Genomic DNA, 26,574 nt, shown 5'->3' on the forward strand with positions numbered 1-26,574 from the left:
CTAGTCCTTCTATAGTTTCCCTATCCTGTAGGCTGGTTCTTCCTTTTGACAACAAAGGTAATGAATCAACCTTGCTTCCTAAAGGGGATTATACCCTGTTTAAGTTTCTTGCTGCAAACTTAGAGTTTCTTCTGTCAATATCCACATTGTCGAGGAAATCTCGTTGTTGGGTATCGAGCTTGTTTTCGGGAATTATCCAAGCCATAATCCTATATATTTAGTTTTTAGATGTTAGTACATTTGTTCTCGTACGAGACAGATTTTCCGAATCGTAATATGATTCTTCCGTGCCATGAGAAACCGCAAAACGAACTTTCTTGGCGAGCTCATTTTCTCCTAATTCCTCTGCAACGGAAGCAAACCAGCCATATGCATATTGAGGCAGACTATTAGTTTCCCATAAGCTTTGATAGTAATCAAATGCCTTATGAAATTTAGCCTTAGCTTCTTCCGTCTTTCCTTCTGATTTTTCTATTCGCGCAAGTTCTATCAGTGCAATATCGTGGTCTGATTTCAGCTCTAACGCTTTTTGTAGATGGTACTTAGCTTTTGCTTTGTCTCTATATCTTAAACTAGAACCTAAATTGGCATTTGCATGTAAGTTGTTTGGATCTACTTGCAATGCAAGTTCATAATATTCTATCGCTTTTTCCTCATTGCCTGAATTGCTATAGTATACACCAATGCTGTTGAGATTCCCCGCTTCTGGATATAACTCGTTCTGTAATTCAATTGTTTCTGCTGCTTTGAAATTATTACCGGCTTTCTTGTATGCGTTACGCAATGCTATCAAACTTTGTTTTGACGGCACGCCTCCATTCATCTCAGCCTCAAGGTTAGCTTGTCTTTCAGCTTTTAGGGCTATTCTCTCCTCTGTCGAAAGTTCCTTGTTTGCGAATGGATTCAATGGCTCTATATGACAATGTGTCCCCATGCAAGATGCCTGAACAATAAGCATCTTGTCAGAGTTTACCTCAAAAACAATCTTGATAGGACTGTTTACGGGGAACCCCCCAGGTAATGTCGACTCTATTTTGAGATTGAACAATAATTTAGTCTGATTACCAACGCAAATTGGCAATTCGATAGTAGTTTGCCCTTGTCTATTAGTCACCAAGTCGTCAATTTCAAATGTATCACATGGAATCTGAGTTCCTGCTGGTAAAAGCACCTTAGGGTGAGTATCTTTTGTAATAACAAGTATCGGCTCGCTCGTGATTGGTCTAATAAGACACTTGTTCATACCGTTGAAAAGAAGAGAATGAATTGCCGCACCCTGTGAAACATGAGTCTGCAAATTTATAGGCACCAACATTTCTGAGTCTTCAAAGTACTCCTTTACAGCCTGTTGTATATATGGACTTTGTGCACTTCCACCAATGAAAAGGACATAATCGATCTCTTCTTTTGGGGTGTGTGCTTTCTTAATTGCACTATCAATTGGGGTGAAGATGCTATTATATTCATCCTCGCCCTTAATTCTTGTGGTTTTACCAAACCCATTTTTAAGGAAAACACTCATGGTTTCTGTGAGCTCCTTATTGGTCAGATAGAAATGATCTTGCGTCAATTCACCTTTGTTGGTTAGCACAGAAACATGAGAATCTATTTCGGTCTTGACATCGCTGTTCTTTACTTGAGGAACAACAAAGTTATTGGTCAAGGTAGCTATATTCTTGTTAATCAATATTTTAAGACGCTCTGCAATTTTGTATAAGGCAGATGCAATTTGTTTCTTCTCATTAGTTCTGAACTGTTCTTTCTTTTTCCCATTTGCTTCGAGAAATCTTGGCATTAGGTAATGATAAGTAATATAACGGTCAATATCATCACCTCCCAAAGTCGTGAACTTTGATATCGCTATATTCTTAGAGAAAAATCCATTTCCATTTTGACCAATTTCCAAAATAGAAATATCACAAGTGCCGCCGCCAAAGTCAAACACTAACACCTTGGAGTTATAATCTGGGTTAACAAACAAAGGATTACCCTCTGTTGCTCGAGAAACGACATAACTGATGAAGGCCGCATTCGGCTCGTCAATTAAAGCTTGTTTGGAAATTTTCATCTCGTTGGCGACAAGTGAATCTAATAAGTCTTTCCGTTGATTAGCCTCAAAAGATGCTGGTATACTGACTGCATATGAGATATCGTCACTCAGATTATTCTCCTTGCAGTATCTTAGAATTAAGAACTTCAAGTATGAAAAGAATACTCGTGTAGCATCTTTTGGATTTCTGATATTGAATGGCGCTTTATCTCGTAATTCACTCTCGTAATATTTTGCTCCGAGGTCTTCTCCCAATTCCATCTTGAAAGAATACCAAATATTCTTTCCTCTTTTAAGCTTGTATTTTAATTGAGACGCACCTTCGCCCACAAGGATTTGGTTATTAAGCCATGCTATTACAGATGGAACAATTTCTGCTGAGTAAACAGTTCCATCCGGGAGCATTTGACTAAGTCTCAGTGAGCGAGTAACTATCTTGTCATTCGCTGCGTCATAATGGGCGATAGATACAACCGTTGTAGATGTACCGAAATCAATACCAACATAGGTCTTGCCCAGCATAAGAGAAGTATTTCTTACTGCTGGAAGCAATGAAGAAGTTGAAATCACACTATTCATAACCACAAATTTAAGATTATCTTTTCTCAATAATATCTTGAACTTGCATACCAAGTACCTTTGCTATAGCAAATAAAGTTTCAAGACTCGGCCGACTGGTGCTAGTACACCATTTTGAAATTGTAGCTTCATCCTTGTTTAGTTGGTCTGCCAACCATCTATTTGTTCGTTTTTGTTCGGTCAATACGACCTTCAGACGATTAAAATTCTTTTTCATAAAGAATCGTTTTTAGTTAAATTGGTTCAAAAGTAGCAAAATTATCAATATATCCCAAATAATTCTTCCAAAAATTGGATAATATAGGGAATTTCAGTTAATTCACTCCTGAACCTTCCAAGGACATTCAAAAACTGCATGCTTTTTCTTGGAAAAGTTCCCAGAAAAAGAATTTGCTGTGTTTTCTGCTCAAAAATCTCAAAAAAATATACGCATTGCACAAAGACGCGATACGCATAAAAATATGATGCGAACAGTATAAATTTAAAACGGAAACCGTATATGAGTGTAAAGTACAAGCTATTAAAGTATCATGGGCACTTCTCTACTCATTCAGAATATAGGGCAGTTACCATTGAGAATCAAGTTGTAGGAATTGACCGCATAGGTCGGAGTATTCAAGGGGCAACGTCACTTACGCATGCCGATGTCATTGCCGCTATTGCTGCATTGAGGGATGAAATTTCCTCTCAACTGATGTCGGGAAATGTCGTTCATTTGCCGGGATTAGGTTACTTCAGTCTTGCTGTAAAGGGGGAGCTACATCAAGATCCGCGTTCTGGACATTTTCGTTTGCGAAAGCCAGAGGTTCGGACGGTTAAGTTTCGCCCTGATACGGAAATGATGGAGACGTTCCTTCATGCCGAGTTTGAGAATGTTACTTATCGGGATGGCGTTTCCTCTATCCCAACCTATAAGGAGATTGATAAAGCTATCGCAAGGTTGGGAACTGACAGACCTTTCTTCTCTGTCGACGACTTGCGCCTTAGCCTTAATCTTTCGCAGGCAAATGCTTATCGTATAGCGGCACGATTGGAGGAAGAGGGAAAGATTAAGAACATAGGGAAAGGGAGAAATAAGCTATATGTCTTGAGAGAACATGATGGCAAATAGGCTGAAATAAAAAAAGAGGATGTATTGACGCATCCTCTTATATCCGTTTCACCGTATTCTGATAGGTTGCAGCTTATGCACCTTCGAACTCTCTCAAGAAGCGAGTATCGTTTTCAGAGAAGAGGCGGAGGTCGCTAACACGATACTTGAGGTTAGCGATACGCTCAACACCCATACCGAAGGCATAACCTGTATATACACTTGAATCAATACCGCAAGCCTCAAGGTCGTGTGGGTCAACCATACCGCAACCGAGGATTTCAACCCATCCAGTGTGCTTGCAGAAACCACAACCTTCACCGCCACAGATGTTACAGCTGATATCCATCTCTGCACTTGGCTCAGTGAATGGGAAGTAGCTTGGGCGAAGACGAATCTTCGTATCTGCACCAAACATCTCACGTGCAAAGGTAAGAAGAACCTGCTTTAGGTCGGTGAAGCTGACATTCTTATCAACATATAAGCCCTCTACCTGATGGAAGAAACAGTGTGCACGGGCTGATATGGCTTCATTACGATAGACACGACCTGGGCAAAGCACACGAATTGGAGGCTCATGAGTAGACATGTAATGTGCCTCGTCATTGGATGTATGGCTACGGAGAAGAACGTTCTTAGTAACATCCATGGTGTTGCTACGCTCAATGAAGAAGGTATCTTGCATATCACGTGCAGGATGATCAGCAGCAAAGTTCAACATTGTAAACACGTGCTGGTCGTCATCTATCTCTGGCCCTTGGTAGAGCGTGAAGCCCATTCGAGCAAAGATGTCAATGATTTCATTCTTTACCAGCGTCAATGGATGACGTGTACCAAGGCTGATAGGGTAGGCGGTACGTGTCAAATCAATATCGTCACTCTGTGCCTCACTTGTCTCAAGTTGCTCTTTGAGATCATTAATCTTGTTCTGTGTGAGTTGCTTGAGTTCGTTGATTTTCATGCCAACTGCCTTCTTTTGGTCAGCTGCTACATTGCGAAACTCGCCCATCAACGCATTGATTTCACCTTTCTTACTTAGATATTTCAAGCGTAGTTGCTCTACATCATCTGCGCTTTTGGCCGTGAGTGTGCTTACTTCATTAAGAAGTTCTTGTATCTTGTCTAATAACATACTGCTTGATTATTTTCCTGCAAAGGTACGATTTATAATCGGAACGGAGAAATTACCATAATATAATTTTATACTTTTGCTACCTTATTAGAAATAAATATCGTACTTTTGCAAGAAATTTGAGACGAATAAAGAGAATATGAGAAAGGTATTTTTACTTGCTGTAGTTGTCTGCGTGGCAATGCTTACTGTAGGCACAGGTTGTTCTAATAAAAAGGTAGAATCGGCTGATAGCACAAACACTGAATCTACGGAGGTAGATAGTGACACGATCGACGAAGTTGATTCAGCGACAGAGGTGATAGCTTCAACGCCAATGCCTAAAGCGGCTGACCAACTATTTGATGATTTCTTCTTCAACTTCATTGCCAATAAGAAGTTGCAACGTAGTCGTATTAACTTCCCATTGCCAGTTATAACAGGAAATAAGAAGGTTGAATTGCAGAAAGGTCAATGGAAGACTGATCACTTCTTCCGTCCTCAAGGTTATTATACATTGGTATTTGATAACGAAGAGCAGATGAAGTATCCTAAGTCAACTGATTTGGATAGTGTTATCGTTGAGAAGATTCAACTGAAGAAGGGTTCTATCGAGCAATATTGGTTTGATCATCAAGAAGGTAAATGGAGATTGAATGAGATTCGTAACATATCGTTCAAGGATAGCTATAATGCCTCTTTCTTTAAGTTCCTGTCTAACTTCTTCGCTACACGAGGCGCAGGTGCTATAAAGAATCCATTAGCTTATTCTGGTCCAGACCCTGATGGCGAAGAGACTACAACGGTAAATCGTACGATACCAGCAGAGGAGTGGTCTACCTTCTTACCAGAGATTCCAGGAGGAATGATATATAATATCCTTTACGGGCAGAAGTACTCCGAGACTAATCGTAAGATATTAACTTTCCGTGGTCTCTCTAATGGAGTAGAAACACAGCTCATCTTCAAACTTCATGGTCAGAAGTGGCGTTTAGAGAAGATAAATGCTTATTAATAGTAATAGAATCTATTGTTTGGGTGATGATGGTGTGCGTAAAGGCTAATCCTCATCACCCAATATTTATAAATATCCGAGGGAACAATCATTTTATCCCTTTCACTCATAAAGTGTCATCTGATATGAAAGATTTGAAATCGTATAGTTTACTTCCACATAATACGTTCGGTATTGATGCTAAATGTAGACGCTTCGTTGAATATAACACAGTAGAGGAGGCGCAAGATGTTGTGCGCTCCTTGAAAGAAGATGATTATCCACTATTAATACTTGGTGGTGGTAGTAATCTTCTATTAACGGGTGATTATGCTGGAACAGTACTTCATTCAGGTATCTCGTTTATAGAAGATTTGGGGGATGGACGTGTGCGTTGTGGCTCTGGATATGTATGGGATGACTTTGTCGACTATTGTGTTCGTCATAATCTTTATGGCGCAGAGAATCTTTCTATTATTCCAGGAGAATGCGGTGCTAGTGCTGTTCAGAATATTGGAGCGTATGGTGCAGAAGCAAAAGATTTGATAGAGGAGGTTGATGCTGTAGAGATAGCGACGGGAAAGGTGTGTCATTTCGCTAATGCTGATTGCGAATATAGCTATCGCCAGAGTAAGTTTAAGCATGAATGGCGTGATAAATTCCTGATTACCTCAGTTACTTATAAACTATCTAAGACTTATGAGCCAAGACTTGATTATGGCAATATCCGAGCTGCGTTAGCTGAGCGTGGAATAGATAACCCAACAGCTACAGAACTCAGACAAGTAATTACTGATATCCGTAATGCAAAGCTCCCTGATCCTAAGCGAATAGGTAATGCTGGTAGTTTCTTTATGAACCCGATTGTCTCAAAGGATAAGTATTTAGAATTGGCTGCACAATATGAGGGAATGCCACATTATACTATCGATGATGACCATGAGAAGATTCCTGCAGGATGGATGATTGATCAATGTGGTTGGAGGGGTAAAGCTCTCGGTCATGCTGGCGTTTATGAGAAGCAAGCATTAGTATTGGTAAATCTTGGTGGTGCTACTGGCTCTGATGTTGTACGCCTTTGTGGGACTATCCAGCATGATGTGAAAGAGAAGTTTGGTATTGAGATTCATCCCGAAGTAAATGTGAGATGAAGATGTCAGAACCTATAAGATATTTGACTTTCTTAGGTACAGGTACTTCAAATGGAGTACCTGTTCTTGGTTGTAATTGTGAGGTTTGTAGAAGTACTGATCCACGAGATAAACGCTTACGTACTTCAGCTTTGTTAGAGACAGAGAATACTCGCATTATCATTGATAGTGGTCCTGATTTCCGTCAACAAATGCTACCACAACCTTTCCGTAAGATCGATGGTTTACTGATAACGCATATTCATTATGACCATGTCGGTGGTATTGATGATGTCCGCCCTTATTGTCAGTTAGGAGATATAGATGTTTATGCCAATGAGGACACGTGTGCTGGGCTACGGCATAATTTCCCTTATTGCTTTACGGAACATCTCTATCCTGGTGTGCCAAAGTTGGAGCTTCATGCTATACAGCCTCATTCTCATTTTCGGATAGGTGACTTTGAAGTAGTACCGATTAATGTTCTGCATGGAAAGTTACCTATCTTTGCCTATCGAATAGGTAAGTTGGCATATATCACTGATATGAAAACAATAGAAGAGTCAGAACTTTCCTATTTAGAAGGTGTTGAAACCTTAGTTGTCAATGGTTTGCGCTGGGAACGTGAGCATCATTCTCATCAATTAATATCAGAAGCCATTGAATTTAGTAAGAAGATTGGAGCTAAGAAAACTTATCTAACTCACTTGACTCACCAAATAGGTTTATATACTAAGGCACAACAGCGTCTTCCTGATGGATTCTTCTTTGCTTATGATGGGTTAGTTATTACGGTCTAGTTAGAATTTTAGCGACATATAAATCCTTGCGGAATAGCCTTTATATAGGGCGGTTCCGCATTATTTTTGAGATGGGAGCCTTTCTAATGCTTTGTAATAAAATACTACCTAATTCTGGGCTTATAATTGCGTTATTTTCGACGAGGCGTGTACTTTGATTCAAATATGCGAGTTATGGGGTATGTTAGTCGATGTTCTGTAATTTGTTGATATACATGATGTTACATAAATCTCTGCCTTTTCCGATTGAAAAAATATTCGCTATTATTGAAAAATATAGTACTTTTGACTGAAAAATTATATATTTTTTATCGAAAAACTATATATCTTTTAGATGAAACATATATATCTTTTATGTAAAACATATATAAGTTTTGCGCAGAACATATATATGTTTCTTGAAAAACCTATTTTTTACTCATTTTTCGTCCATAATACTTGGCTTCTCACGCTAGAATGAATCTTTTTGAAGATAAAGATTTGTCAAGAAATATAGTATAAGTTTTAGTAGATTTGATATGAAGAATTTGCTATCTAAGTTGTATCTGACAGCAATAGTTTTATTTCATTTGTTGCCATAATGAATATTTAAGGAAATGCAATTGGTAGGCAGTAGATTGTAAGTAGAGAAAGTATGATGGGCTATGAAAAGAGATTTCATTCAAGTACAGCTAATTTCGGTAGTCTGCTTTTCAAAATAGGCACAAAAAAACCGTAGAGCTAAGCTCTACGGTCAATTTCTCTCTTTTTCAGTTCGCTTTCTGATTACTTCTTAACAGTAGAATCAGCCTTTGCTGAATCAGCCTTTGCAGAATCAGAATGTGCGCTATCTTGTTGCATTGAATCAACAGCTGAATCCTGAGCAGTTGTATCAACGTTAGCTGCTGGCTTAGAGTTACCATTACAAGATGCGAAAGAGATAGCTGCAATAGCTACGAACATTAAAACTAATTTCTTCATTTTCTTTGCTTTTTAAATCTGTAAAACAATCATTTGTTTGTTAAAACGATGCAAAGGTAAGTATTTTTTTGATATGGCAATAATTTTTTAAAGACTTTTTTTGTTCCTATTTGTAACTATTTTGTAATCTGTTGAAAATCAGTTATATATAAACGTTAAATAAATGTTAATGATTTTAATGTGTACCTGCACAATGTAAATTTAGGGCTTCTTAGGACTTGTTTTAATAGTTAGTTATGAGGTTAAACTTATTCTTAATAGGAACAAAGCAGGGTAACCTTTGGTTTTATGTGTGATTTAGTGTAACTTTGCAAGCTATATGATAGATACAGCAGCATTCCAAGGCAAGACCGCCAAATTCTATACGTTGGGTTGTAAACTCAACTTTTCTGAGACGAGTACTTTCGCGCGTACCTTATATAATATGGGTGTAAGGGAAGCGAAGAAAAGCGAGTCTGCAGATATCTGTTTGATTAATACATGCTCGGTAACAGAAGTTGCCGACCACAAATGTCGTCAGATTATCCATCGAATGGTACGCCAGAATCCTGGAGCCTTTGTTATTGTTACAGGTTGCTATGCTCAGTTAGAGAGCGCAACGATAGCTAAAATAGAAGGTGTTGACTTAGTTTTAGGTAGTAACGAAAAGGCAGATTTGATACAATATCTTAGTGATGCATGGAATAAAACTGATATTGATTCTTCAGCAGATAAATCTTCTGATGAGGGTAAAGGAACATATCACTCTGTTAAGACAAAGGATATAAAGAGTTTCCAAGCAAGCTGTTCTCGTGGGAATAGGACTCGTTATTTTTTGAAGGTACAGGATGGTTGTAACTACTTCTGTACTTATTGTACGATTCCTTATGCACGTGGATTCTCTCGTAACCCTTCTATTGAATCACTCGTTCAGCAAGCTGAGGAAGCTGCAAAGGAGGGTGGAAAAGAAATAGTCTTGACAGGTGTTAACATTGGTGATTTTGGTGAAACAACAGGAGAAAAATTCTTAGATCTCGTGAAGGCACTTGATAAGGTGGAAGGTATAGAACGCTTCCGTATTAGTTCGTTAGAACCCGACTTGATTGATGATGACCTCATTGCATATTGTGCACAATCACGTGCATTCATGCCACACTTCCATATCCCACTCCAAAGTGGATCAGATGAAGTATTAAAGTTAATGCACCGTCGTTATGATACGAAGCTTTTTGCCCATAAGATAAAGCTTATTAAAGAGAAGATGCCCGATGCCTTTATAGGAGTTGACGTAATGGTTGGGTCACGTGGAGAACGACCAGAATATTTCGAAGATTGTTATAACTTCTTAGCATCTCTCCCAGTAACACAACTACATGTATTCCCTTATTCTGAGCGTCCTGGTACATCAGCCCTTTCCATCCCATACGTGGTAGATGCTCGTGAAAAGAAGCATCGTGCACATAAGTTGTTGAAGTTATCAGATGAGAAGACACGTGCTTTCTATGCCGCACATATTGGCCAAGAAGCAGATGTTCTCTTTGAGAAAGCAGCTAGAGGAAAGGCAATGCATGGCTTTACTGATAATTACATTCGTGTGGAACTGTCCCCTAGCCAGGCGAAAGAAGAATATGATAATCAAATTATCCGTGTACGCTTAGGGGGCTTTAATTTCGATCAAAGTTCTTTAAAAGCAGAACTTCTATGAAAGTAGCAATTGTCATTTTGAATTGGAATGGGCGGAAGATGATGGAGCAATATCTCCCTTCCGTGGTAGAATATTCGCGTGGAGAAGCGGAAGTAATAGTAGCCGATAATGGTTCTACGGATGATTCTGTAGTATGGTTATCTGAGCATTATCCACATCTTCGAGTTATTCCGTTGGATCAAAACTATGGTTTTGCCGAAGGCTACAATCAGGCACTAAGACAAGTGGATAGCGAGTATTATGTACTACTAAATAGTGATGTTGAAGTGACGCATCATTGGTTGACACCCTTGATAGAGGAGATGGATGCCCATGAAGAAATAGCTGCTTGTCAACCGAAGCTTCTCTCCATGACAAATCGTGATGCTTTTGAGTATGCGGGAGCATCGGGTGGGTTTATTGATCGCTATGGTTATCCCTTCTGCCGTGGACGTGTTTTTGATGTTGTGGAAGATGATAATGGTCAATATGATGATGCTAAAGAAGTCCTTTGGGCAACAGGTGCATGCATGATGATACGTGCTAAAGACTATTGGGAAGCAGGTGGTTTAGATGGCAGGTTCTTTGCTCATAACGAAGAGATCGACCTTTGTTGGCGTCTACATCGTATGGGTAAGCATATCTTCTGTTTCCCAGAAAGCACCGTTTATCACGTCGGTGGAGGGACATTACCAAAGTCGAATCCTCGTAAGACGTTCCTTAACTTCCGTAATAACCTTACCATGTTGTGGAAGAATCTACCTGATAATGAGTTACAGCATGTAATGCGTATGCGATTCTTTTTAGACTATCTTGCAGCTTTCCAAACGCTTATCTTGAATCATAATTGGGGCGACTTCAAAGCTATTCTCTCTGCACGAAGAGCTTTCAAAAGGTGGCGTAATGAGTTTAAACGTCCTGATAATAACTCTAATATAGCGGAGAACTCATCAGATACGTTATCTAATTGTGCTCCTGATGGGCGTAGGATGTACTCTATTTTATGGCAGTATTATGTGTATGGTAATAAACATTTTGATAGGCTACCTGGCGAATAGAAGCTATAAAAAGAGCTGTATTTTACACTTTTTTAGTAGAACACTTGCATAAAAAAATACTTTTTAGTAAATTTGCAAAGACACCTATAATTATTGTAAAAAAGCTTGTGAAGCAACTATATTACATATTATTTCTGGTTCTGGTAACCTGTGTTGGTTGCCAGTTTAAGCTTTCTTCTGATGACGAGAACGATAAGTCTCAGTTATTAGAGTTGGATCGCTATGACCGGTTAGAGTATCGTTACCTCACAACGGGTGACTTCTCTGCGCTCCAGCAGATGAATACAGAATATCCAATTGAGACCCGTACGCTGATAGAGGATGTAGTTAAAATAGGGGAGACAACCGATCCTGACATCAATAGTAAGTTCTTGAAGTTCTACCAAGACACAACTCTTCAAACGTTGATAGCGGCAGTTGAATCTGAATACGCTAATACGGATGACATTGATAAACAGCTTAGCACCTCTTTTACTAGGCTGAAGCAAGTCCTCCCAGACATAGAGATTCCAAAGGTATATGCACAGATCTCCGCTTTAGATCAGAGTATTGTTGTAGGTAACGGGACGATAGGTGTCTCTCTAGATAAGTATCTTGGTGCTAATTATCCATTGTATGCAAGGTTTTATTCACCTGCTCAACGCAAGCAAATGTCGCGTGAATACATCCTTCCGGATTGCTTAACTTTCTATTTGATGAGTATCTATCCGCTAGAGAACTTTGAGTCACGTCCACAGATAGAGCGCGACTTACAGATAGGAAAGATTCAATGGATTGTGAATCAAATTATGACGAAACGTATCTATCATAGTCGATATGAAGATGCTGTGGAAGTCTATATGAAGAAGCATCCCAAGCTCTCTTACGAAGACTTATTGCGTAAGACTGACTTCTCTGAGTTTAAAGTTATCGAGCGATAAAAGCGGATGGACGATAAGTCTTTCCGCTTTTATCTATTTGAAAAGGGCGTTTCCTTGATGTGAGCAGAGGCTTTCTTCGTGACAAGGAAGGCATCTCTTTGAACGCAAGAGGGCGTCTCTTGTTTTCTTACTTATTATATCTTATCAAATGTTATGATACTTAATTCGTATCAATAATAGTGTTTGCTATTCTATTATTTTTCGTATATTTGCATATTGGATAGTAATATTTCGACACTTAAAGACCATCATTATGCAAAAGGGAAAGGATATTTGTAAGGCATTGAAAGAGGTTCGTCAGCAGATAGCAGATGCGAATAACATTCATTATCAACCCTGTGAATGTCACCACAAAGGCGATTGCTCTGGTACTTGTCCTGCTTGTGAACAAGAGATTAGATATATTGAGAACCAACTAAAAGAGCGTAGTCATAAAGGTATAAACACGAAGGTTATTGGTATTGCTGCAAGTATTTGTGCCACAATGATGCCTTTGACAGTCTCTGCACAAGACTCTAAGTGTAATACAACTTCTGCTAGCGTTGTACACAAGGTAAATCAAGGTAACCTGCAAGTAATCGATTGGTCACAAGGTAGACGTGATGCTGTTGTTATTAAAATACAGCTTATTGCGTCTGATAATAAGCGACCTGTGACCTCTGTAGACGTACGATTGCTTGGAACAGATAAGCATACTTCTACAGGTCTAGACGGCTATTTTGCAGTGAAGGTACCAATAAATGGAACCTTGAGAGTCTCTCGTTTTGGAGTTGAAACTAAGGTTTTAAAGGTGAGATCTTTGTTAAAACTAAAGAAGAGAATCGTCGAATTAGAAATGTATCGTTATATTGTTGGTGAAATAGCAGCCCCTAGTAGTGAACGAATAAGTGATTCTGATAGTCCTACGTCACATGTAGAAAAGAATAAATAATAGTTGTTCTATCAAAAAGGAGGTAATGGTATGACAAGAGGAAAGGATATTTGCAAAACATTGAAAGGTATTCGTCAGCAGATAGCAGATGCGAATAACATTCGTTATCAACCTTGTGAATGTCACCACGAGGGCGATTGCTCTGGTACTTGTCCTGCTTGTGAACAAGAGGTTAGATATATTGAAAGCCAACTAAAAGAGCGTAGCCATAAAGGTATAAACACGAAGGTTATTGGTCTTGCTGCAAGTATTTGTGCCACAATGATGCCCTTGGCAGTCTCTGCACAAGACTCTAAGTGTAATACAACTCCTGCTAGCGTTGTACACGAGGTAAGTCAAGATGACCTGCAAGTAGTCGACTGGTCACAAGGTAGATGTGATGCTGTTGTTATTAAAATACAGCTTATTGCGTCTGATGCAAAAGACCCTTTGATCGCTGCTGACGTGCAATTGCTGGGAACAGATAAGCATGTCTTTGCAAATGAAGATGGCTATTTTGCAGTGAAAGTACCGATAGATGCAACCTTGAGAATCTCTCGTTTGGGGTTTGTTACTAAGGATTTTAAAGTGAGGTCTTTGTTAAAACGAAAGCGCAGGAGGGTAGTTATACAAAGTGATGGCAATGTTTTGGGTAAAATTGCGGCCTCAAGTTGTGAGCGAATAAGTGATTCTGATAGTCCTATGTCACATGTAGAAAAGAATAAATAATAGTTGTTCTATCAAAAAGGAGGTAATGGTATGATAAGGGGAAAGAATATTTGCAAAACATTAAAAGGTATTCGTCAGCAGATAGCTGATGCGAATAACATTCGTTATCAACCTTGTGAATGTCACCACGAGGGCGATTGCTCTGGCACTTGTCCTGCTTGTGAACAAGAGATCAGATACTTGGAAGAGCAGTTGATAATACGTAAACGAAGGGGTTGGAGCATGAAAGTTGCAGGATTAGCAGCGGGCTTCTGTGTTGCAACCATCCCTCTTGTCTCTTGTAACAATACGCCCAAGAGTACTTTTGCAAAGGCTATTGAAAGTCCGCAGACGGGAGAGGTTTTACAAAAAGTAGAGAATTTCTCTACTGATAAAGAACATTCTGTTGTTATTAGTGGACTGGTTGTTGATGGCGAAACTAATAAGCCAATTTCGTCAATAGAGGTGTTTACAAGATCAGGTAAGAAGTCTCTTACATTCACTGATGGGAGTTTCGCGGTGCGTGTGAATCCTACGGATACACTCCTGATAACAGATACTTCTGATAGTTATGTAGGCTTTGATCTATTGGTCAAAGAGGTTAAGAGTCCTGATAGAGAATTGCTTATTCGATTAAGAAGGACTAATCTTGAAATGGGGAAGATTAAGATTGATGATAATGTTAAGCAGAGTGTTGAATATAATAGACCGCAATCACACAAAGAGAAATGCAATCAGAAGTAACCGCCCCACTAATAGCTATCAATCGGCATAGGCTGACGACAGATGGAGAAGGTATAACAACACTGGTTGCTTTCCATGGTTGTTCGTTGCGATGTAAGTATTGTTTGAATCCTCAATGCTTACAATCTGATGGTGTATGGCAGGTGTTGACGCCTGGAGAGTTATATGCAGAAGTAGAGATAGACGACCTTTATTTCATGGCAACAGGAGGTGGCATCTGCTTTGGCGGAGGCGAACCTCTCTTACAATCAAGTTTTATCAAGGCTTTTGCAGATATTATGAATCCTGCTTGGAAACTAACGATTGAGACAGCTCTTAATGTTCCTCTGAAAGATGTTGAGCGTGTTGCTCCTTTGATCCATACGTGGTATGTTGATGTCAAAGACTTAAATTCTGATATTTATAAGGCTTATACGGGGAAAGATAATACGTCTGTTATTCGCAACCTAACGTGGTTAGCAGAGAATGGATATGCTGATAAAGTCATTATTCGGCTTCCTTTAATACCTGAGTATAATGCTGATTCACATCGACAGGTTAGTGAGCAAACACTAAAGAATATGGGGTTTCATCACTTTGACCACTTTACTTACACCTTGGCACACCTCACTTCTGATATTAAACAATTATAATATATTAAGGTGGATAGGGCGTTTCTCTATCTGAAAATCATTATCTTTGCAATCACTAAAGAGTTATAATTATGAAGAAGTTACTTGTTTTTATTCCACTTATACTTCTGTTATTCCCAATGAAAATAGCCGCACAAAGCTATGATGAATTGTGGAAGCAGGTGGAAGCAGCAGGTCGGAAAGACTTGCCAAAGACTGCAATTGTATCTTTACGAAAGATAGAGAAGAAGGCTCAACGTGAGAAGGCTTATGGGCAACTATTGGCTGCTAACTTCTTAGCCTCAAGTATTCAGACACAGATCTCGCCTGACTCTATGGATGTTGAACTCAATAAGTTGAAGGTAAAAGCACGGGAGGCTGAACGCAAAGATGAGGTGTTGTCTGCAATATATAACTGTGTCTTAGGATGGATAGAACAGGGCAAATCTGATGGTAACAGTGCCGAATACTTTAAGAAAGCATTGTCTAATCCGTCGTTACTTGCACGTCAAAAAGCTGCTAACTATACTCCATTAGTGAAGGTAGGCAAGGATGATAACATCTTTGGAGGCGACTTGCTCCATGTCATTGGTATGCAGGCAAGGGACTTTGACAAGCTGAATCGTTACTATGTAGAGCATGGCAATCGTGAGGCGGCATGCTATACAGCTTTGCTTGCAGTTGATGAGAAGGATAATAAAAGCGAATTGCTCGACTCTTTGATGCGTGTTTATAGCGATTTACCGATATGTGGTGAGGTGGCAATAAGCAAGTATAATTGTATGAAGGAAGATGAAGAACCAGCAGAAAAACTTGTTGCTTTTATTGATAATGCACTCTCTCGTTGGCCTACATGGGCACCTATTGAACAGCTTCGTAACGAACGTAAGGAATTGACGGCACCCATGTCTACGGCTGAAATAGAGCGAAATCGGGTAACAAGTAAGGATAAGGATAATACGGTGCAAATGGAAGTTCGTAATGTGCCAAGCCTTACGATAAACATTACTCGTACATCTTTAAAAGGTAATACTCAATATAATGAAGAGGACAAGAACGATTTGAAAGCTATCAAAGCATCATTGATACCATCCTCTAAGCAGGTTATTCAGCGTACATATAAGGATTATAAGGACTATGAAATACTGAAAGATTCCTTTAATCTACCCGCCCTTCCAGTGGGTGTTTACTTGTTAGAATTTGTTCCTTCAGATAGTCGTTTAGCAAGAGACTACTCTCTTTATTATGTTAGCGACCTATTTGTTATGACGGAGGAACAGCCTGATAAGCGCAATCGTTATGTTGTGGTTGATGCTAATGAGGGGCAACCTGTGCCTGGTGCAACCATCCGCATAGAGTACAGAAAGGATAATTGGAGTAGTAAACCATTGACAAAGATACTCACAACAGATAGTAAAGGAGAGGCGTTTATAACCGATCCTGATTATAGTTCAGATGTCTATGTCTACACAAGCAAAGACCAGGCTTTCCCTGCAATGGACCTTAAAAGTAATTATAACTACTATAAGGCTAATAAGAATGGTGAGGTAGCAAACCTTTATACAGACCGTTCTCTTTATCGTCCTGGACAAACCGTTCATGCCTCTGCTATTGTATATCTAATGACGCAAAAAGGCTTTAAGATGAAGGCAGAGGCGGGCGTTTCATTTGATATGATACTACGTGATACGAATGGAAAAGAGGTGAGTCGTAAGGCTGTAACTACTGATCGCTTTGGTACAGCAGCAGTCGATTTCGAGTTACCAAGTAGTGGACTTACTGGTGATTTTACGATTATCACAAATAGTAAAGGAGGTGGACAAGTTCGTTTCAATGTAGAGGAATACAAGCGTCCGACCTTTGAAGTAAGTTTTGATGACTGCAAGGAGAAGTACACAATAGGTGATACTATCCAACTGAAAGGACATGCCAAGAGCTTTGCTGGTGTTCCTGTACAGAATGCGAAAGTAACTTATTGGGTTAAGCGACGCCCCATGCGCTGGTGGTGGGACAGCTATGAGAGTGACGAGGAGGTGAAGATTGGTCATGTGGTAACAGATGAGAAGGGTGATTTCATAGTCTCTGTACCTTTCGTTCTATCGAAAGAAGTAGAGAAAGAAATGGTTTCTAATCGTTCTTTCCGCCCTCGTTTCTATCACTTTGAGGTTGAGGCTAAGGTGACAGATGCTGGTGGTGAGAGCCGAGAAGGCTCTGTCTCGCTTCCTCTTGGTACTAATCCGACCACGTTGGCATGTGATATTCCTGATAAGAACTTGCGTGATAGCTTGAAAACAATCAAGTTCGATTACCTCAATATGGCTGGTCAACCCATTGACGGGATGGTGAAGTATGTGATAGTTCCACAACAGAAGGATGAGAAACTATATGTTTATAACAATTATGCAACGGCTAAAGCCAATGAGGATGTTACTTTGAAGCCAATGTCTTCAGGTGCTTATCGCTTGCATGCAATCTGTGGAACTGATACTGTTAATACAGACTTTGTTCTCTTCTCAATGGATGATAAGCAACCAGTAATTACTACACATGATTGGTTCTACTTGAGTGATAATTTCTTCCCACGTGATGGTTCGCCTATCTATCTACAGGTTGGATCGAGTGATAAAAACCAACATGTGGTTTATTCTATCTATGCTGGTAATAAGGTAATAGAGACGGGGTCATTTGATCAAAGTAATAGTATTAAGACAAGAAAGCTCTTTTATAAAGAAGAATATGGCGATGGCATTACCTTGAATTATGCGTGGGTGAAAGATGGTGTATTATATTCTCACATGCAGAGTATCGCTCGCCCATTACCTGATAAACGATTAATTACGGAGTGGTCTACCTTCCGTGACAAGCTAACACCGGGTCAGAAAGAGGAATGGATAGTAAGTATTAAACGTCCAGATGGCAAGGCGGCAGATGCTCAACTGATGGCTACTCTCTATGACAAGAGCCTCGATGCAATCATTGCACATTCTTGGATGTTAAGTCCTTACTTCTCTCTTAGTCAGCAAAGTGTGCTTTGGGAAGGTGCTGATGTTAATCCTTTGACTTTGTCTGCCTATGCTGATATCGATAAGAGAGAGGTGCCTGAGCTATCCTTATCAGAGTTTGATTATCGCTACTTAGGCTCTTGGGACTCCCCTTTTAGCTTCCGTTATGGAAAGATGAAATCACGTAATTATACTCTAATGTCACGTGCGGTAGAGTTGAAGGCAATGCCTATGTCTGATTCAGCAGAGAATCGTGTGTTTAGTGTGGCAGAGCAGATGCCATCGATGAGAACCGATAGGGCTGCTGTGAAATACACAGCTCCTGTCATTAAGTATGATGAAGAGATAAAGACAGAAGAGGAGAAGGAAGACAAGAAGGTGACACCTTCTATGCGTGAAAATCTTAATGAAACGGCTTTCTTCTATCCACAGTTACAGACGGATGGAAAGGGTAATGTAAGTATTAAGTTCACGCTTCCAGAAGGTTTGACAACGTGGCGTTTCATTGGTATCTCGCATGATGAAGAAATGAATCATGGCTATTTGACAGATGAAGTAATTGCAAAGAAGAGTTTAATGATTCAACCGAATATGCCTCGCTTTGTGCGTATCGGTGATGAAGCAATGGTTTCTGCACGATTATTTAATCAGTCGGATAAGGAGGTCAATGCCAATGCAAAGATTGAAATCATTGATCCTGCAACTGAAAAGGTATTGTTTACAGATTGTAAAGAGGTCGTTTTGAAGGCGCAAAGTAATGGTTTAGCAACTTATAACTTATCTTCTTTATTATCAGAGAAAGCTAATCAGTTATCGGCTGATCAGTCTTTGTTGATTGCTCGCTTCTCGGTAGAAGGCGATGGATTCTCTGATGGTGAGCAACATTATCTACCTGTTCTTCAAAATAAGGAGTATGTTACTAACACCTTACCATTTACTCAGAATGGGGCAGGGGAGAAGGTCGTTGATATTAATAAGTTATTCCCAAAGAATAGTACAGCACAACGATTGACTATTGAATATACGAATAATCCTAATTGGTTGATGGTTCAGGCACTGCCTTATGTGGCTGAGGCAAACGAGAAGAACGCCATCAGTCTTGTTTCAGCTTACTATGCTAATCGTCTGGCAAAGAAGATTATCTCTACTTCACCAAAGATAGAACAGACGATTAACCAGTGGCGTTTAGAAACTGGAAAAGAAACCTCTATGATGTCAGCATTAGAGAAGAACCAAGACTTGAAGACGTTGGCATTGGAAGAAACTCCATGGTTGAGAGATGCTAATAATGAACGTGAACAGAAGCAAATGTTAGTTCGGCTCTTTGATGGAAACCAATTGCAAAATCGTTTGTCAACGACATTAACCAGTCTGAAGAAGCTACAGAATCCTGATGGATCATTCTCTTGGTATCCAGGAATGAAGGGTAGTTTGTATATGACAGTATCGGTTGTTAAGAGTCTTGTTCGCTTACAAACACTGACCGATAAGGTGGAGACTTCAACAATCGTTGATGCAGCTTTCCGTTATTTGGATAAGCGAGTTGGAGAGGAAGTCGCCAATATGAAGAAGACAGAAAAGAAGTATAAGACGTTGCTCTTCCCTATGGATGACCTCTGTGATTATTTATATTCAAATGCTTTGGCAGGGCGTAAGACAACGCCAGATATTAACTATCTCTTGGATAGACTATCTAAGAAACCTACCGACTTAACTATCTATGGTAAGGCTCGCACGGCTGTTATTCTCCAACAATATAATAAGGTGGAGAAAGCAAAAGAGTACTTGCAGAGTATTAAGGAATATATGGTTTGTACAGAAGAGAAGGGTTGTTACTTCGATACGAAACGTGCGCAATATAGTTGGTTCGACTATAAGATATCAACAGAAGTAGCAGCGATTGAAGCTGTGAAGCGCATTACGCCAAATGACGAACAGACGTTAATGAATATGCAACGCTGGCTTTTACAAGAGAAGCGAACGCAGAGTTGGGATACTCCTTTGAATGCCGTAGATGCTATATGGGCGTTTATGAATGAGGGTAAATGGGTGATGGAGAATGGTGAGAATGCTAAACTTACGTTGAATGATCACCCTCTAAACACATTACAGCCTACAGCAGGAATTGGATATATTAAGGTGACAGAGCCGATGGGAACGCTGTCTGCTTCTGACAAACAAGAATTGAAGATTCAAAAGACAAGTATGGGTACTAGTTGGGGAGCTGTTTATGCGCAATTCTTCCAGCCTGCTACTGAGGTTACTGATGCGGCATCTGGTTTGAAAATCAAACGAGAAGTATTGGTTGATAGCACTCTGACAAAGAATTTCAATAATCTGAAAGTGGGTGACAAGATTCGTATTCGTTTGACAATCACCGCCGATCGTGATTATGATTTTGTGCAGGTTGTCGACAAGCGTGCAGCTTGTTTAGAGCCAGTTAATCAGTTGAGTGGATATCACTGGGGCTATTACATCGCGCCAAAAGACTACACAACTTCCTATTATTTCGACGTGATGGCAAAGGGTAAACACGTGATTGAAACTGAATATTGCATTGATCGTGCTGGCGTTTATCGTACGGGAATCTGTACAGCTCAATGTGCTTATGCACCAGAGTATAGCGGTCGTACAGGGGCAATAATTATGAAAGTGGATGAGTAGATAAGTTGGAAAACTCTTTAGAAAGATGCTTCAAATAGAAATAGATAACGGCAGTGGGTTTTGCTTCGGTGTGACCACTGCAATTAAAAAAGCCGAAGAAGAATTGGCAAAGGGCACAAAGCTCTATTGCTTAGGAGATATAGTGCATAATAGTATGGAGGTAGAACGCCTTACAAAGAAGGGACTGATCACCATTAATCATGAGCAGATGCGTGACCTACATAATGTGAAGGTCTTACTTCGAGCACATGGAGAACCACCAGAGACATACGAGCTTGCTAAGCGCAATAACATAGAGATTATTGATGCGACATGCCCTGTTGTACTTGCGCTTCAACGCCGTATTAAATCGCAATATGAGAAAGGTCAATATCCAGCAGAAATCTCTTTGGAAAATAAAGGAGAACGAGTTGTTACGCTTTCTACAAGTAGGAGAATTGATACTGAGTATGACGAAGCTTATCATCCATCTTCTATATCAGCTTCTCTCTCCACTCAGAGAGAGGTGGGGAGTGAGGCTTCCATCGTTATCTTTGGTAAGAACGGGCATGCCGAAGTACTTGGTCTGGTAGGGCAAACACATAGTCACGCTATTGTAATTGAAAAGTTTGAGGATGTGAAAAGCTTAGATTTTAATCATGACATCTATCTTTATTCGCAAACAACAAAGAGTTTGGACGAGTTTCATAAGATAATTGATTATATACAGAGTCATATCTCACCAACAGCAAAGTTTCAGAGCTTTGATACTATTTGCCGACAAGTGGCTAACCGCATGCCAAATATATCGTCATTTGCAGCTCGCCACGATTTGATTCTCTTTGTTGCAGGTCGTAAGAGTTCAAATGGTAAGGTTCTCTTCCACGAGTGCTTAAGTGTGAATCCAAATTCCCATCAGGTGGAGAGTGCTGACGAAATAGATATGAAGTGGTTTGAAGGTGTACAAACTGTAGGTATTTGTGGAGCGACCAGTACACCGAAATGGTTGATGGAAGAGTGCCGTGATGAGATTCTTCGGCATACTTGATGATCTTATTTAAGATGGTCGTTGAATATTTTTAGAGTTAAGAAGAATATTAAATAACAATTTTATAAATAGAATTATGAAAGAACAAAAGAACTTCTTTGTAGCCATGTCATTCTTAGGCTTAATGTTTTTCACATGTGGCTTCGCACTAGGAATCAATTCTTTGTTGGTTCCAGTATTGAAAGTCTCACTGAGTGTATCCTCTATGGAGGCATATATGCTTATTGGTGCAACCTTCCTACCTTTCCTTATCTTTGGTTATCCTGCAGGAATATTGATTAGTAAGATTGGATATAAGCGTACTATGGCAACAGCCTTTGGAATGTTTGCAGTTGCTTTTTGTGTATTTGTCTTGTCGGTGGATGTGAAGAACTTCCTCTTATTTCTTGCGGCTTCTTTTTTCTGTGGAACGGCAAATACATTCTTACAAGCAGCCATTAATCCTTATGTTACAATCTTAGGACCTACAGAGAGTGCAGCAAAGCGTATTTCGATCACGGGAATGATTAATAAGTTGGCATGGCCTGTTTCCCCTTTATTTATATCTTTCTTTGTAGGAGATGCTGGTCATATTGGGATTGAAGAGTTGCAGAAACCATTTCTTATGATTATCTGTATCTTCGTTGTCCTGGCTGTTGTTGCCCTTTTGTCTCCTTTACCTGAAGTGAAAGCAGCAGGTGAGGAGTGTGAAGATGATAATGAAATAGACCAGGAAGTTTCAGCTTATGCGAACAGTAAACACTCCATATTCCAGTTCCCACATCTTGTATTAGGAGCCATTGCAATATTTTTTTATGTAGGTGTTGAGACAATCGTTTTAGGTACGCTTATAGACTATGCAGCAGAATTAGGTCTTTCACATCCTGAAAATTATTCGTGGATAAGTCCTATCTGTATTAGTGTTGGATACATAGCTGGTATTATACTAATTCCGAAGTTTCTTTCTCAAACACGTGCTCTACAGATATTCTCCTTTATTGCATTGCTAGGAACTTTCCTTGTTGTGATTTTACCAGGTGTATATAGTATATATTCTATTGGTATTGTGGCTTTAGGTTGTTCATTGATGTGGCCTGCTTTTTGGCCTTTAGCATTGATGGATTTAGGTAAGTTTACTAAGGAAGGTTCATCTCTCTTAACGATGGGGCTTATCGGAGGAGCTGTTATAACAGTATTGTTTGGGCTACTAAAAGATGTCTCAGATGTTCGTTACGCTTACGGACTATGTTTTATCTGTTTCGGCTATATTTTGTTTTATGCCTTTAAAGGCTATAAATTGCGCTAACATGTCTTTTAAAGTTCAAGTAATAAAAGTGATTTGATTTCCTCTAAATATACCCCTCTTGAGCTAGTGATCCTTACTTAACGTGAGTCCAACGAACTCTGAACAATGCAAGCTGTGTGTCAATGCTCTTTTATACATTGATGCACGGCTTCTTTGGAAACAGGCAATAGGCAGCAATTGCCCCTAATAAATTGACGGTGAAATTGTCAAAGCGTCTACGTCTGGAGTGCTCTACTTGTGCAATGTTTTTAAGTTCATCATTCACGGTTTCTATAATAGCTCTTTTTTGAGTAAAAGCCTGTCAGAAACACTCATTAAAGCTCCTTCTATGTTATTTTGCAACTTAGTAATAAGCTGTATTCCGTCAACGAAATGCCTTTGGAAGAAGTTCTTTTCGATGTAGCCTTTAAATCCAAGTTAGATAAATCAAGCCCCTTTGTCGTGTGTTTACTTTTCTCTATTATAACTCTGTGGAACCCCTTGAATGGATGAAATCAGTTTTTAATATCTGTAAAAAGCTAGACATAGGTTTCTTGCATTGGTCTTTGAATTTCATTATTTTACCTATTGTTCATTAATACTAACCTTTAAGCCTGTTAACACTAACCTCTGAGCCTATTAATGCTAACCTTTTTGAACTTTAATCATTAACATTTGAACTTACGACTTTCTTCCATTGTAGCTGTTTCATGCATTAGGTAGAGGCTAAGAGGCAGCGGTTGGAGGTAGAGGATGGTGCTTCTTTTTCTTTTCTGTGCTGCAAAGGTAAGTAGAATTTTAAAGAAAACATTAGTTTTTCGAGGTACTGGGATAACAAGTATTGCAAATGGCTCTGTAAAAACTTGTGTTACAGAGAGATAAACAAATGAAGAATGAGGAACGATAAGACAGAATGATTTGTTTTTTTGACCTTTGCCTAATGGGATAAAGTTCAATTAATCACATCAATCACAAAATCACAATCACAAAATCACAAAAAGGATTTTCAATGTGTAAAAGGGATTTCTAATTATAATATAATACCTTATTAATAAATAATAATATATAATGATATATTATCTACATAAAGAAAAAGCATGATACTACCATAATTGATTTTGTGATTTTGTGATTGTGATTTTGTGATTGTGATTTCCCTATTGAATATGAAATAAGGTGTATCAATATTGCTATTTGCTTTTTGATACACCTTATTTCTTTGTTTGCTAAAGTCAGTCTTGAAAAACTGCTATTACTTGTTTCTTTTGTGGAATAAGCCAAATTTCTTTTTATCAGAGGAGCGGGAAGTCTTCATACCACCAAACTTCCGATAGAGCTTCCAGCCCAAGATAAGTCCATCTAATACGCCGGCTCCAGTATTGATAAGCCCAGAGAAGCGTTGTGTTGGTGTATTATTATTCTTGGGTTTGTGCATGAGCTGATTCCATAAGTCAGCTATTTTGTTGCTGTCTTTGGTTAAGTCGGCAAGCAACTGAGCTTTCCGAAGTCGAATGTCATTCAACGACTTATATTCAGAATCAGTGATAGTTTTCTGGTCAGTCATAAGCTTATTTTGACATTAAAAGGCTTCCTAAGAATCTTACTAATGGTCGTTCGATTAAACGATGACGTAATAAGATAAAGAAAATGAGTAGTACTAAATAGAAAGCACCAACGGCTAGGAAAGCCAGGATAAGCGAACCCATCAATGTTTGCAACACATAAGCTGCTGCAAAAGAAAAATAAACCAATGAGATGAGAAGAGTTACGCTAAAAACTGTAAATATAGTAATTACAGTCAATAACCGCACAATCTTCTCAATCACATCGAGCTTCAGATATTCTGATTGAAGCCCGATGTAATGCTTTAACGCCTCAACGAGTTGCGCTATTGTTTCAATGTTGTTATCGTTAGAAAACATTTCAACAAATTAGATAGTCTCTGCTGCTGCGTCCTTGATGTCCTCTACAAATTCATCAGCCTCTTTACGGCTAAGTTTAAGATCGTGCTTCTTGCAGAAGTCGTCAACAGCATCAGCAATCTTTGTTCGTGTGTCTGTTCCCTTTTCTGGAGCCAACAAAAGTCCAAGTGCTGCACCTGTAATACTACCGCAGAGGAATGCTCCAATGTAACCTAATGTCTTCATAATCTCTTACTTTAAAATGTTAGTTAAACATAATTTATTCATTGGCAAATATAGTCAAAGTTTCGCGTACTGACAATATAATGGCTTGTATTTTGTGTTAAAAATATTGCAAATACCTTATTTAACAAACTTTAGTTACGTTATTTTTTAACTTCTGCAGCTTATTTCGTAACTTCGCACGATAAAAGAATAAAAAGTATAACCAATAAATAACTAACGGATTATGAAAAAAATGATGGTTTTGGGTGCTGCAATGTGTGTGGCATTGTCATTCACTGGTTGTAAGTCTAGTGAGAGTGCATACAAGAAGGCTTATGAAAAGGCAAAAGCCCAAGAGCAGACATCTACAGATAATGATGATAGCAATAAGCAGGAAGCTCCTGTTGTTGCTCCTGTTGAGACTGTGCAGCAGCCTGTAAATCAAGCTCCAGTTGTCGACAACTATGACAATGAGCCTGTTCGTCGTGAGAATGTTTCAGTTGTGAATGGTGCTGGCTTGAAGGCTTATAGCGTTGTTGTTGGTTCTTTCGGTGTAAAGGCTAATGCAGAAGGTTTGCAGCAACGTTTGCAGAATGCAGGTTACTCAGCACAGGTAGCTTTCAATTCTGGTAATAATATGTATCGTGTTGTCGCTGCTACATTTGACAGTAAAGCTGCTGCAGTACAAAGCCGTAATCAGCTTCGTGCAACTTATGCTGATGCTTGGTTGCTCGCAAAGTAAATGGGTAGGATTCTAGCAATAGACTACGGAAAGAAACGTACAGGATTGGCAGTCACTGACCCATTGCGTATTATTGCAAATGGGTTAGCGACTATCCCCACATCCGATATTTTTGATTACTTGACACAATATGTTGCCAAGGAATCAGTAGATCAATTGGTAATAGGTAAGCCTATTCAGCCGAATGGTCAACCTAGTGAGAATCTAGCTCGTGTAGAAAACTTCGTTAATCGTTGGCGTAAACTACATCCAGAGATGCCTATCGATTATTATGATGAGCGATTTACCTCTGTGATAGCGCATCAAGCGATGATTGCTGGTGGTGTGAAGAAAAAGACACGTCGTGAGGACAAAGGGCTTGTTGACGAGATTTCTGCAACAATTATTCTTCAGGATTACATGAGGTCTAAAGGGCTTTAGT

Annotated in this window: 23 protein-coding genes and 1 pseudogene; 16 read left to right on the forward strand and 8 right to left on the reverse strand. The window is 39.3% G+C overall.

The features are described from left to right. Positions 1–217: 217 nt before the first annotated feature. Together F0475_RS05770 and F0475_RS05775 are read right to left on the reverse strand one after the other, a co-directional pair. On the reverse strand, positions 218–2,629 hold the full coding sequence (locus tag F0475_RS05770) for an Hsp70 family protein (protein ID WP_155715876.1): 2,412 nt from the start codon (positions 2,627–2,629) through the stop codon (positions 218–220). Between the two features lie 16 nt (positions 2,630–2,645). Further along, entirely contained in the window at positions 2,646–2,846 is a 201-nt protein-coding gene (locus tag F0475_RS05775) for a helix-turn-helix transcriptional regulator (protein ID WP_155715877.1), read from the reverse strand. A 282-nt stretch (positions 2,847–3,128) separates the two neighbouring features. Between F0475_RS05775 and F0475_RS05780 the strand changes: the two genes are divergently transcribed. Beyond that, positions 3,129–3,740 carry an HU family DNA-binding protein gene (locus F0475_RS05780; protein ID WP_155715878.1) on the forward strand — a complete coding sequence of 204 codons (612 nt, stop codon included), beginning with the start codon at positions 3,129–3,131 and terminating at the stop codon, positions 3,738–3,740. A 73-nt stretch (positions 3,741–3,813) separates the two neighbouring features. Here the strand turns inward: F0475_RS05780 and pheS are convergent, their stop codons facing one another. After that, entirely contained in the window at positions 3,814–4,851 is a 1,038-nt protein-coding gene (gene pheS / locus F0475_RS05785; protein ID WP_155715879.1) for a phenylalanine--tRNA ligase subunit alpha, read from the reverse strand. A 139-nt stretch (positions 4,852–4,990) separates the two neighbouring features. On the opposite strand from pheS, the gene F0475_RS05790 reads away from it, so the two are divergent. From F0475_RS05790 to F0475_RS05800, 3 genes are all read left to right on the forward strand, one after another. After that, positions 4,991–5,845, forward strand: coding sequence for a DUF4348 domain-containing protein (locus tag F0475_RS05790; RefSeq protein WP_155715880.1), 855 nt, complete (start codon positions 4,991–4,993; stop codon positions 5,843–5,845). Between the two features lie 125 nt (positions 5,846–5,970). After that, a complete protein-coding gene (gene murB / locus F0475_RS05795; protein ID WP_155715881.1) occupies positions 5,971–6,975 on the forward strand; it encodes a UDP-N-acetylmuramate dehydrogenase in 1,005 nt (334 codons plus the stop codon). Then, positions 6,972–7,754, forward strand: a complete 783-nt coding sequence (locus F0475_RS05800) for an MBL fold metallo-hydrolase (RefSeq protein WP_155715882.1) — start codon at positions 6,972–6,974, stop codon at positions 7,752–7,754. Before murB ends, F0475_RS05800 begins: the two co-directional genes overlap by 4 nt. A gap of 765 nt (positions 7,755–8,519) precedes the next feature. On the opposite strand, the gene F0475_RS05805 is transcribed toward F0475_RS05800, so the two are convergent. Beyond that, complete coding sequence (locus F0475_RS05805; protein ID WP_009434943.1) at positions 8,520–8,714, reverse strand: PG1828 family lipoprotein; 195 nt, start codon at positions 8,712–8,714, stop codon at positions 8,520–8,522. Positions 8,715–9,033: 319 nt separating this feature from the next. On the opposite strand from F0475_RS05805, the gene mtaB reads away from it, so the two are divergent. The 10 genes from mtaB (at position 9,034) to gluP (ending at position 23,306) form a co-directional block, all read left to right on the forward strand. Next, complete coding sequence (mtaB, locus tag F0475_RS05810; RefSeq protein WP_155715883.1) at positions 9,034–10,398, forward strand: tRNA (N(6)-L-threonylcarbamoyladenosine(37)-C(2))-methylthiotransferase MtaB; 1,365 nt, start codon at positions 9,034–9,036, stop codon at positions 10,396–10,398. Further along, positions 10,395–11,435, forward strand: a complete 1,041-nt coding sequence (locus tag F0475_RS05815; RefSeq protein WP_155715884.1) for a glycosyltransferase family 2 protein — start codon at positions 10,395–10,397, stop codon at positions 11,433–11,435. Before mtaB ends, F0475_RS05815 begins: the two co-directional genes overlap by 4 nt. A gap of 107 nt (positions 11,436–11,542) precedes the next feature. Then, positions 11,543–12,355 carry a gliding motility protein GldB-related protein gene (locus F0475_RS05820; protein WP_317163196.1) on the forward strand — a complete coding sequence of 271 codons (813 nt, stop codon included), beginning with the start codon at positions 11,543–11,545 and terminating at the stop codon, positions 12,353–12,355. A 253-nt stretch (positions 12,356–12,608) separates the two neighbouring features. Next, positions 12,609–13,286, forward strand: coding sequence for a peptidase associated/transthyretin-like domain-containing protein (locus tag F0475_RS05825; RefSeq protein ID WP_155715885.1), 678 nt, complete (start codon positions 12,609–12,611; stop codon positions 13,284–13,286). 30 nt (positions 13,287–13,316) lie between these two features. Beyond that, on the forward strand, positions 13,317–13,994 hold the full coding sequence (locus F0475_RS05830) for a peptidase associated/transthyretin-like domain-containing protein (protein WP_155715886.1): 678 nt from the start codon (positions 13,317–13,319) through the stop codon (positions 13,992–13,994). Positions 13,995–14,024: 30 nt separating this feature from the next. Then, positions 14,025–14,717, forward strand: a complete 693-nt coding sequence (locus tag F0475_RS05835) for a peptidase associated/transthyretin-like domain-containing protein (protein WP_155715887.1) — start codon at positions 14,025–14,027, stop codon at positions 14,715–14,717. Then, complete coding sequence (locus tag F0475_RS05840) at positions 14,702–15,349, forward strand: radical SAM protein (protein ID WP_155715888.1); 648 nt, start codon at positions 14,702–14,704, stop codon at positions 15,347–15,349. The genes F0475_RS05835 and F0475_RS05840 overlap by 16 nt, the downstream gene beginning before the upstream one ends. Before the next feature lie 71 nt (positions 15,350–15,420). Further along, positions 15,421–20,994 carry an alpha-2-macroglobulin family protein gene (locus tag F0475_RS05845; protein ID WP_155715889.1) on the forward strand — a complete coding sequence of 1,858 codons (5,574 nt, stop codon included), beginning with the start codon at positions 15,421–15,423 and terminating at the stop codon, positions 20,992–20,994. A gap of 25 nt (positions 20,995–21,019) precedes the next feature. Continuing rightward, positions 21,020–22,021, forward strand: a complete 1,002-nt coding sequence (locus tag F0475_RS05850) for a 4-hydroxy-3-methylbut-2-enyl diphosphate reductase (RefSeq protein WP_155715890.1) — start codon at positions 21,020–21,022, stop codon at positions 22,019–22,021. A 76-nt stretch (positions 22,022–22,097) separates the two neighbouring features. Continuing rightward, the gene (gene gluP / locus F0475_RS05855) at positions 22,098–23,306 is read left to right on the forward strand and encodes a glucose/galactose MFS transporter (protein ID WP_155715891.1); all 1,209 of its coding nucleotides are present in this window, start codon (positions 22,098–22,100) and stop codon (positions 23,304–23,306) included. 130 nt (positions 23,307–23,436) lie between these two features. Here the strand turns inward: gluP and F0475_RS05860 are convergent. The 4 genes and pseudogenes from F0475_RS05860 to F0475_RS05875 form a co-directional block, all read right to left on the reverse strand. Continuing rightward, positions 23,437–23,723: pseudogene (locus tag F0475_RS05860) on the reverse strand (transposase); the annotation flags it as partial. A gap of 814 nt (positions 23,724–24,537) precedes the next feature. After that, positions 24,538–24,849, reverse strand: coding sequence for a hypothetical protein (locus F0475_RS05865; RefSeq protein WP_155715892.1), 312 nt, complete (start codon positions 24,847–24,849; stop codon positions 24,538–24,540). 4 nt (positions 24,850–24,853) lie between these two features. Further along, positions 24,854–25,207 (reverse strand): phage holin family protein, encoded by a 354-nt coding sequence (locus tag F0475_RS05870; protein WP_155715893.1) that lies wholly within the window; start codon positions 25,205–25,207, stop codon positions 24,854–24,856. A gap of 9 nt (positions 25,208–25,216) precedes the next feature. Then, positions 25,217–25,432 carry a YtxH domain-containing protein gene (locus tag F0475_RS05875; RefSeq protein ID WP_004382708.1) on the reverse strand — a complete coding sequence of 72 codons (216 nt, stop codon included), beginning with the start codon at positions 25,430–25,432 and terminating at the stop codon, positions 25,217–25,219. Positions 25,433–25,655: 223 nt separating this feature from the next. Here F0475_RS05875 and F0475_RS05880 point away from each other — a divergent pair, with 223 nt between their 5' ends. Together F0475_RS05880 and ruvX are read left to right on the forward strand one after the other, a co-directional pair. Then, entirely contained in the window at positions 25,656–26,153 is a 498-nt protein-coding gene (locus tag F0475_RS05880) for an SPOR domain-containing protein (RefSeq protein ID WP_009434627.1), read from the forward strand. Then, the gene (gene ruvX / locus F0475_RS05885) at positions 26,154–26,573 is read left to right on the forward strand and encodes a Holliday junction resolvase RuvX (RefSeq protein ID WP_009434622.1); all 420 of its coding nucleotides are present in this window, start codon (positions 26,154–26,156) and stop codon (positions 26,571–26,573) included. It abuts the gene before it with no gap. Position 26,574 lies beyond the last annotated feature (1 nt).

It is taken from the genome of Prevotella vespertina, from assembly GCF_009728485.1.
Lineage (GTDB): Bacteria > Bacteroidota > Bacteroidia > Bacteroidales > Bacteroidaceae > Prevotella > Prevotella vespertina.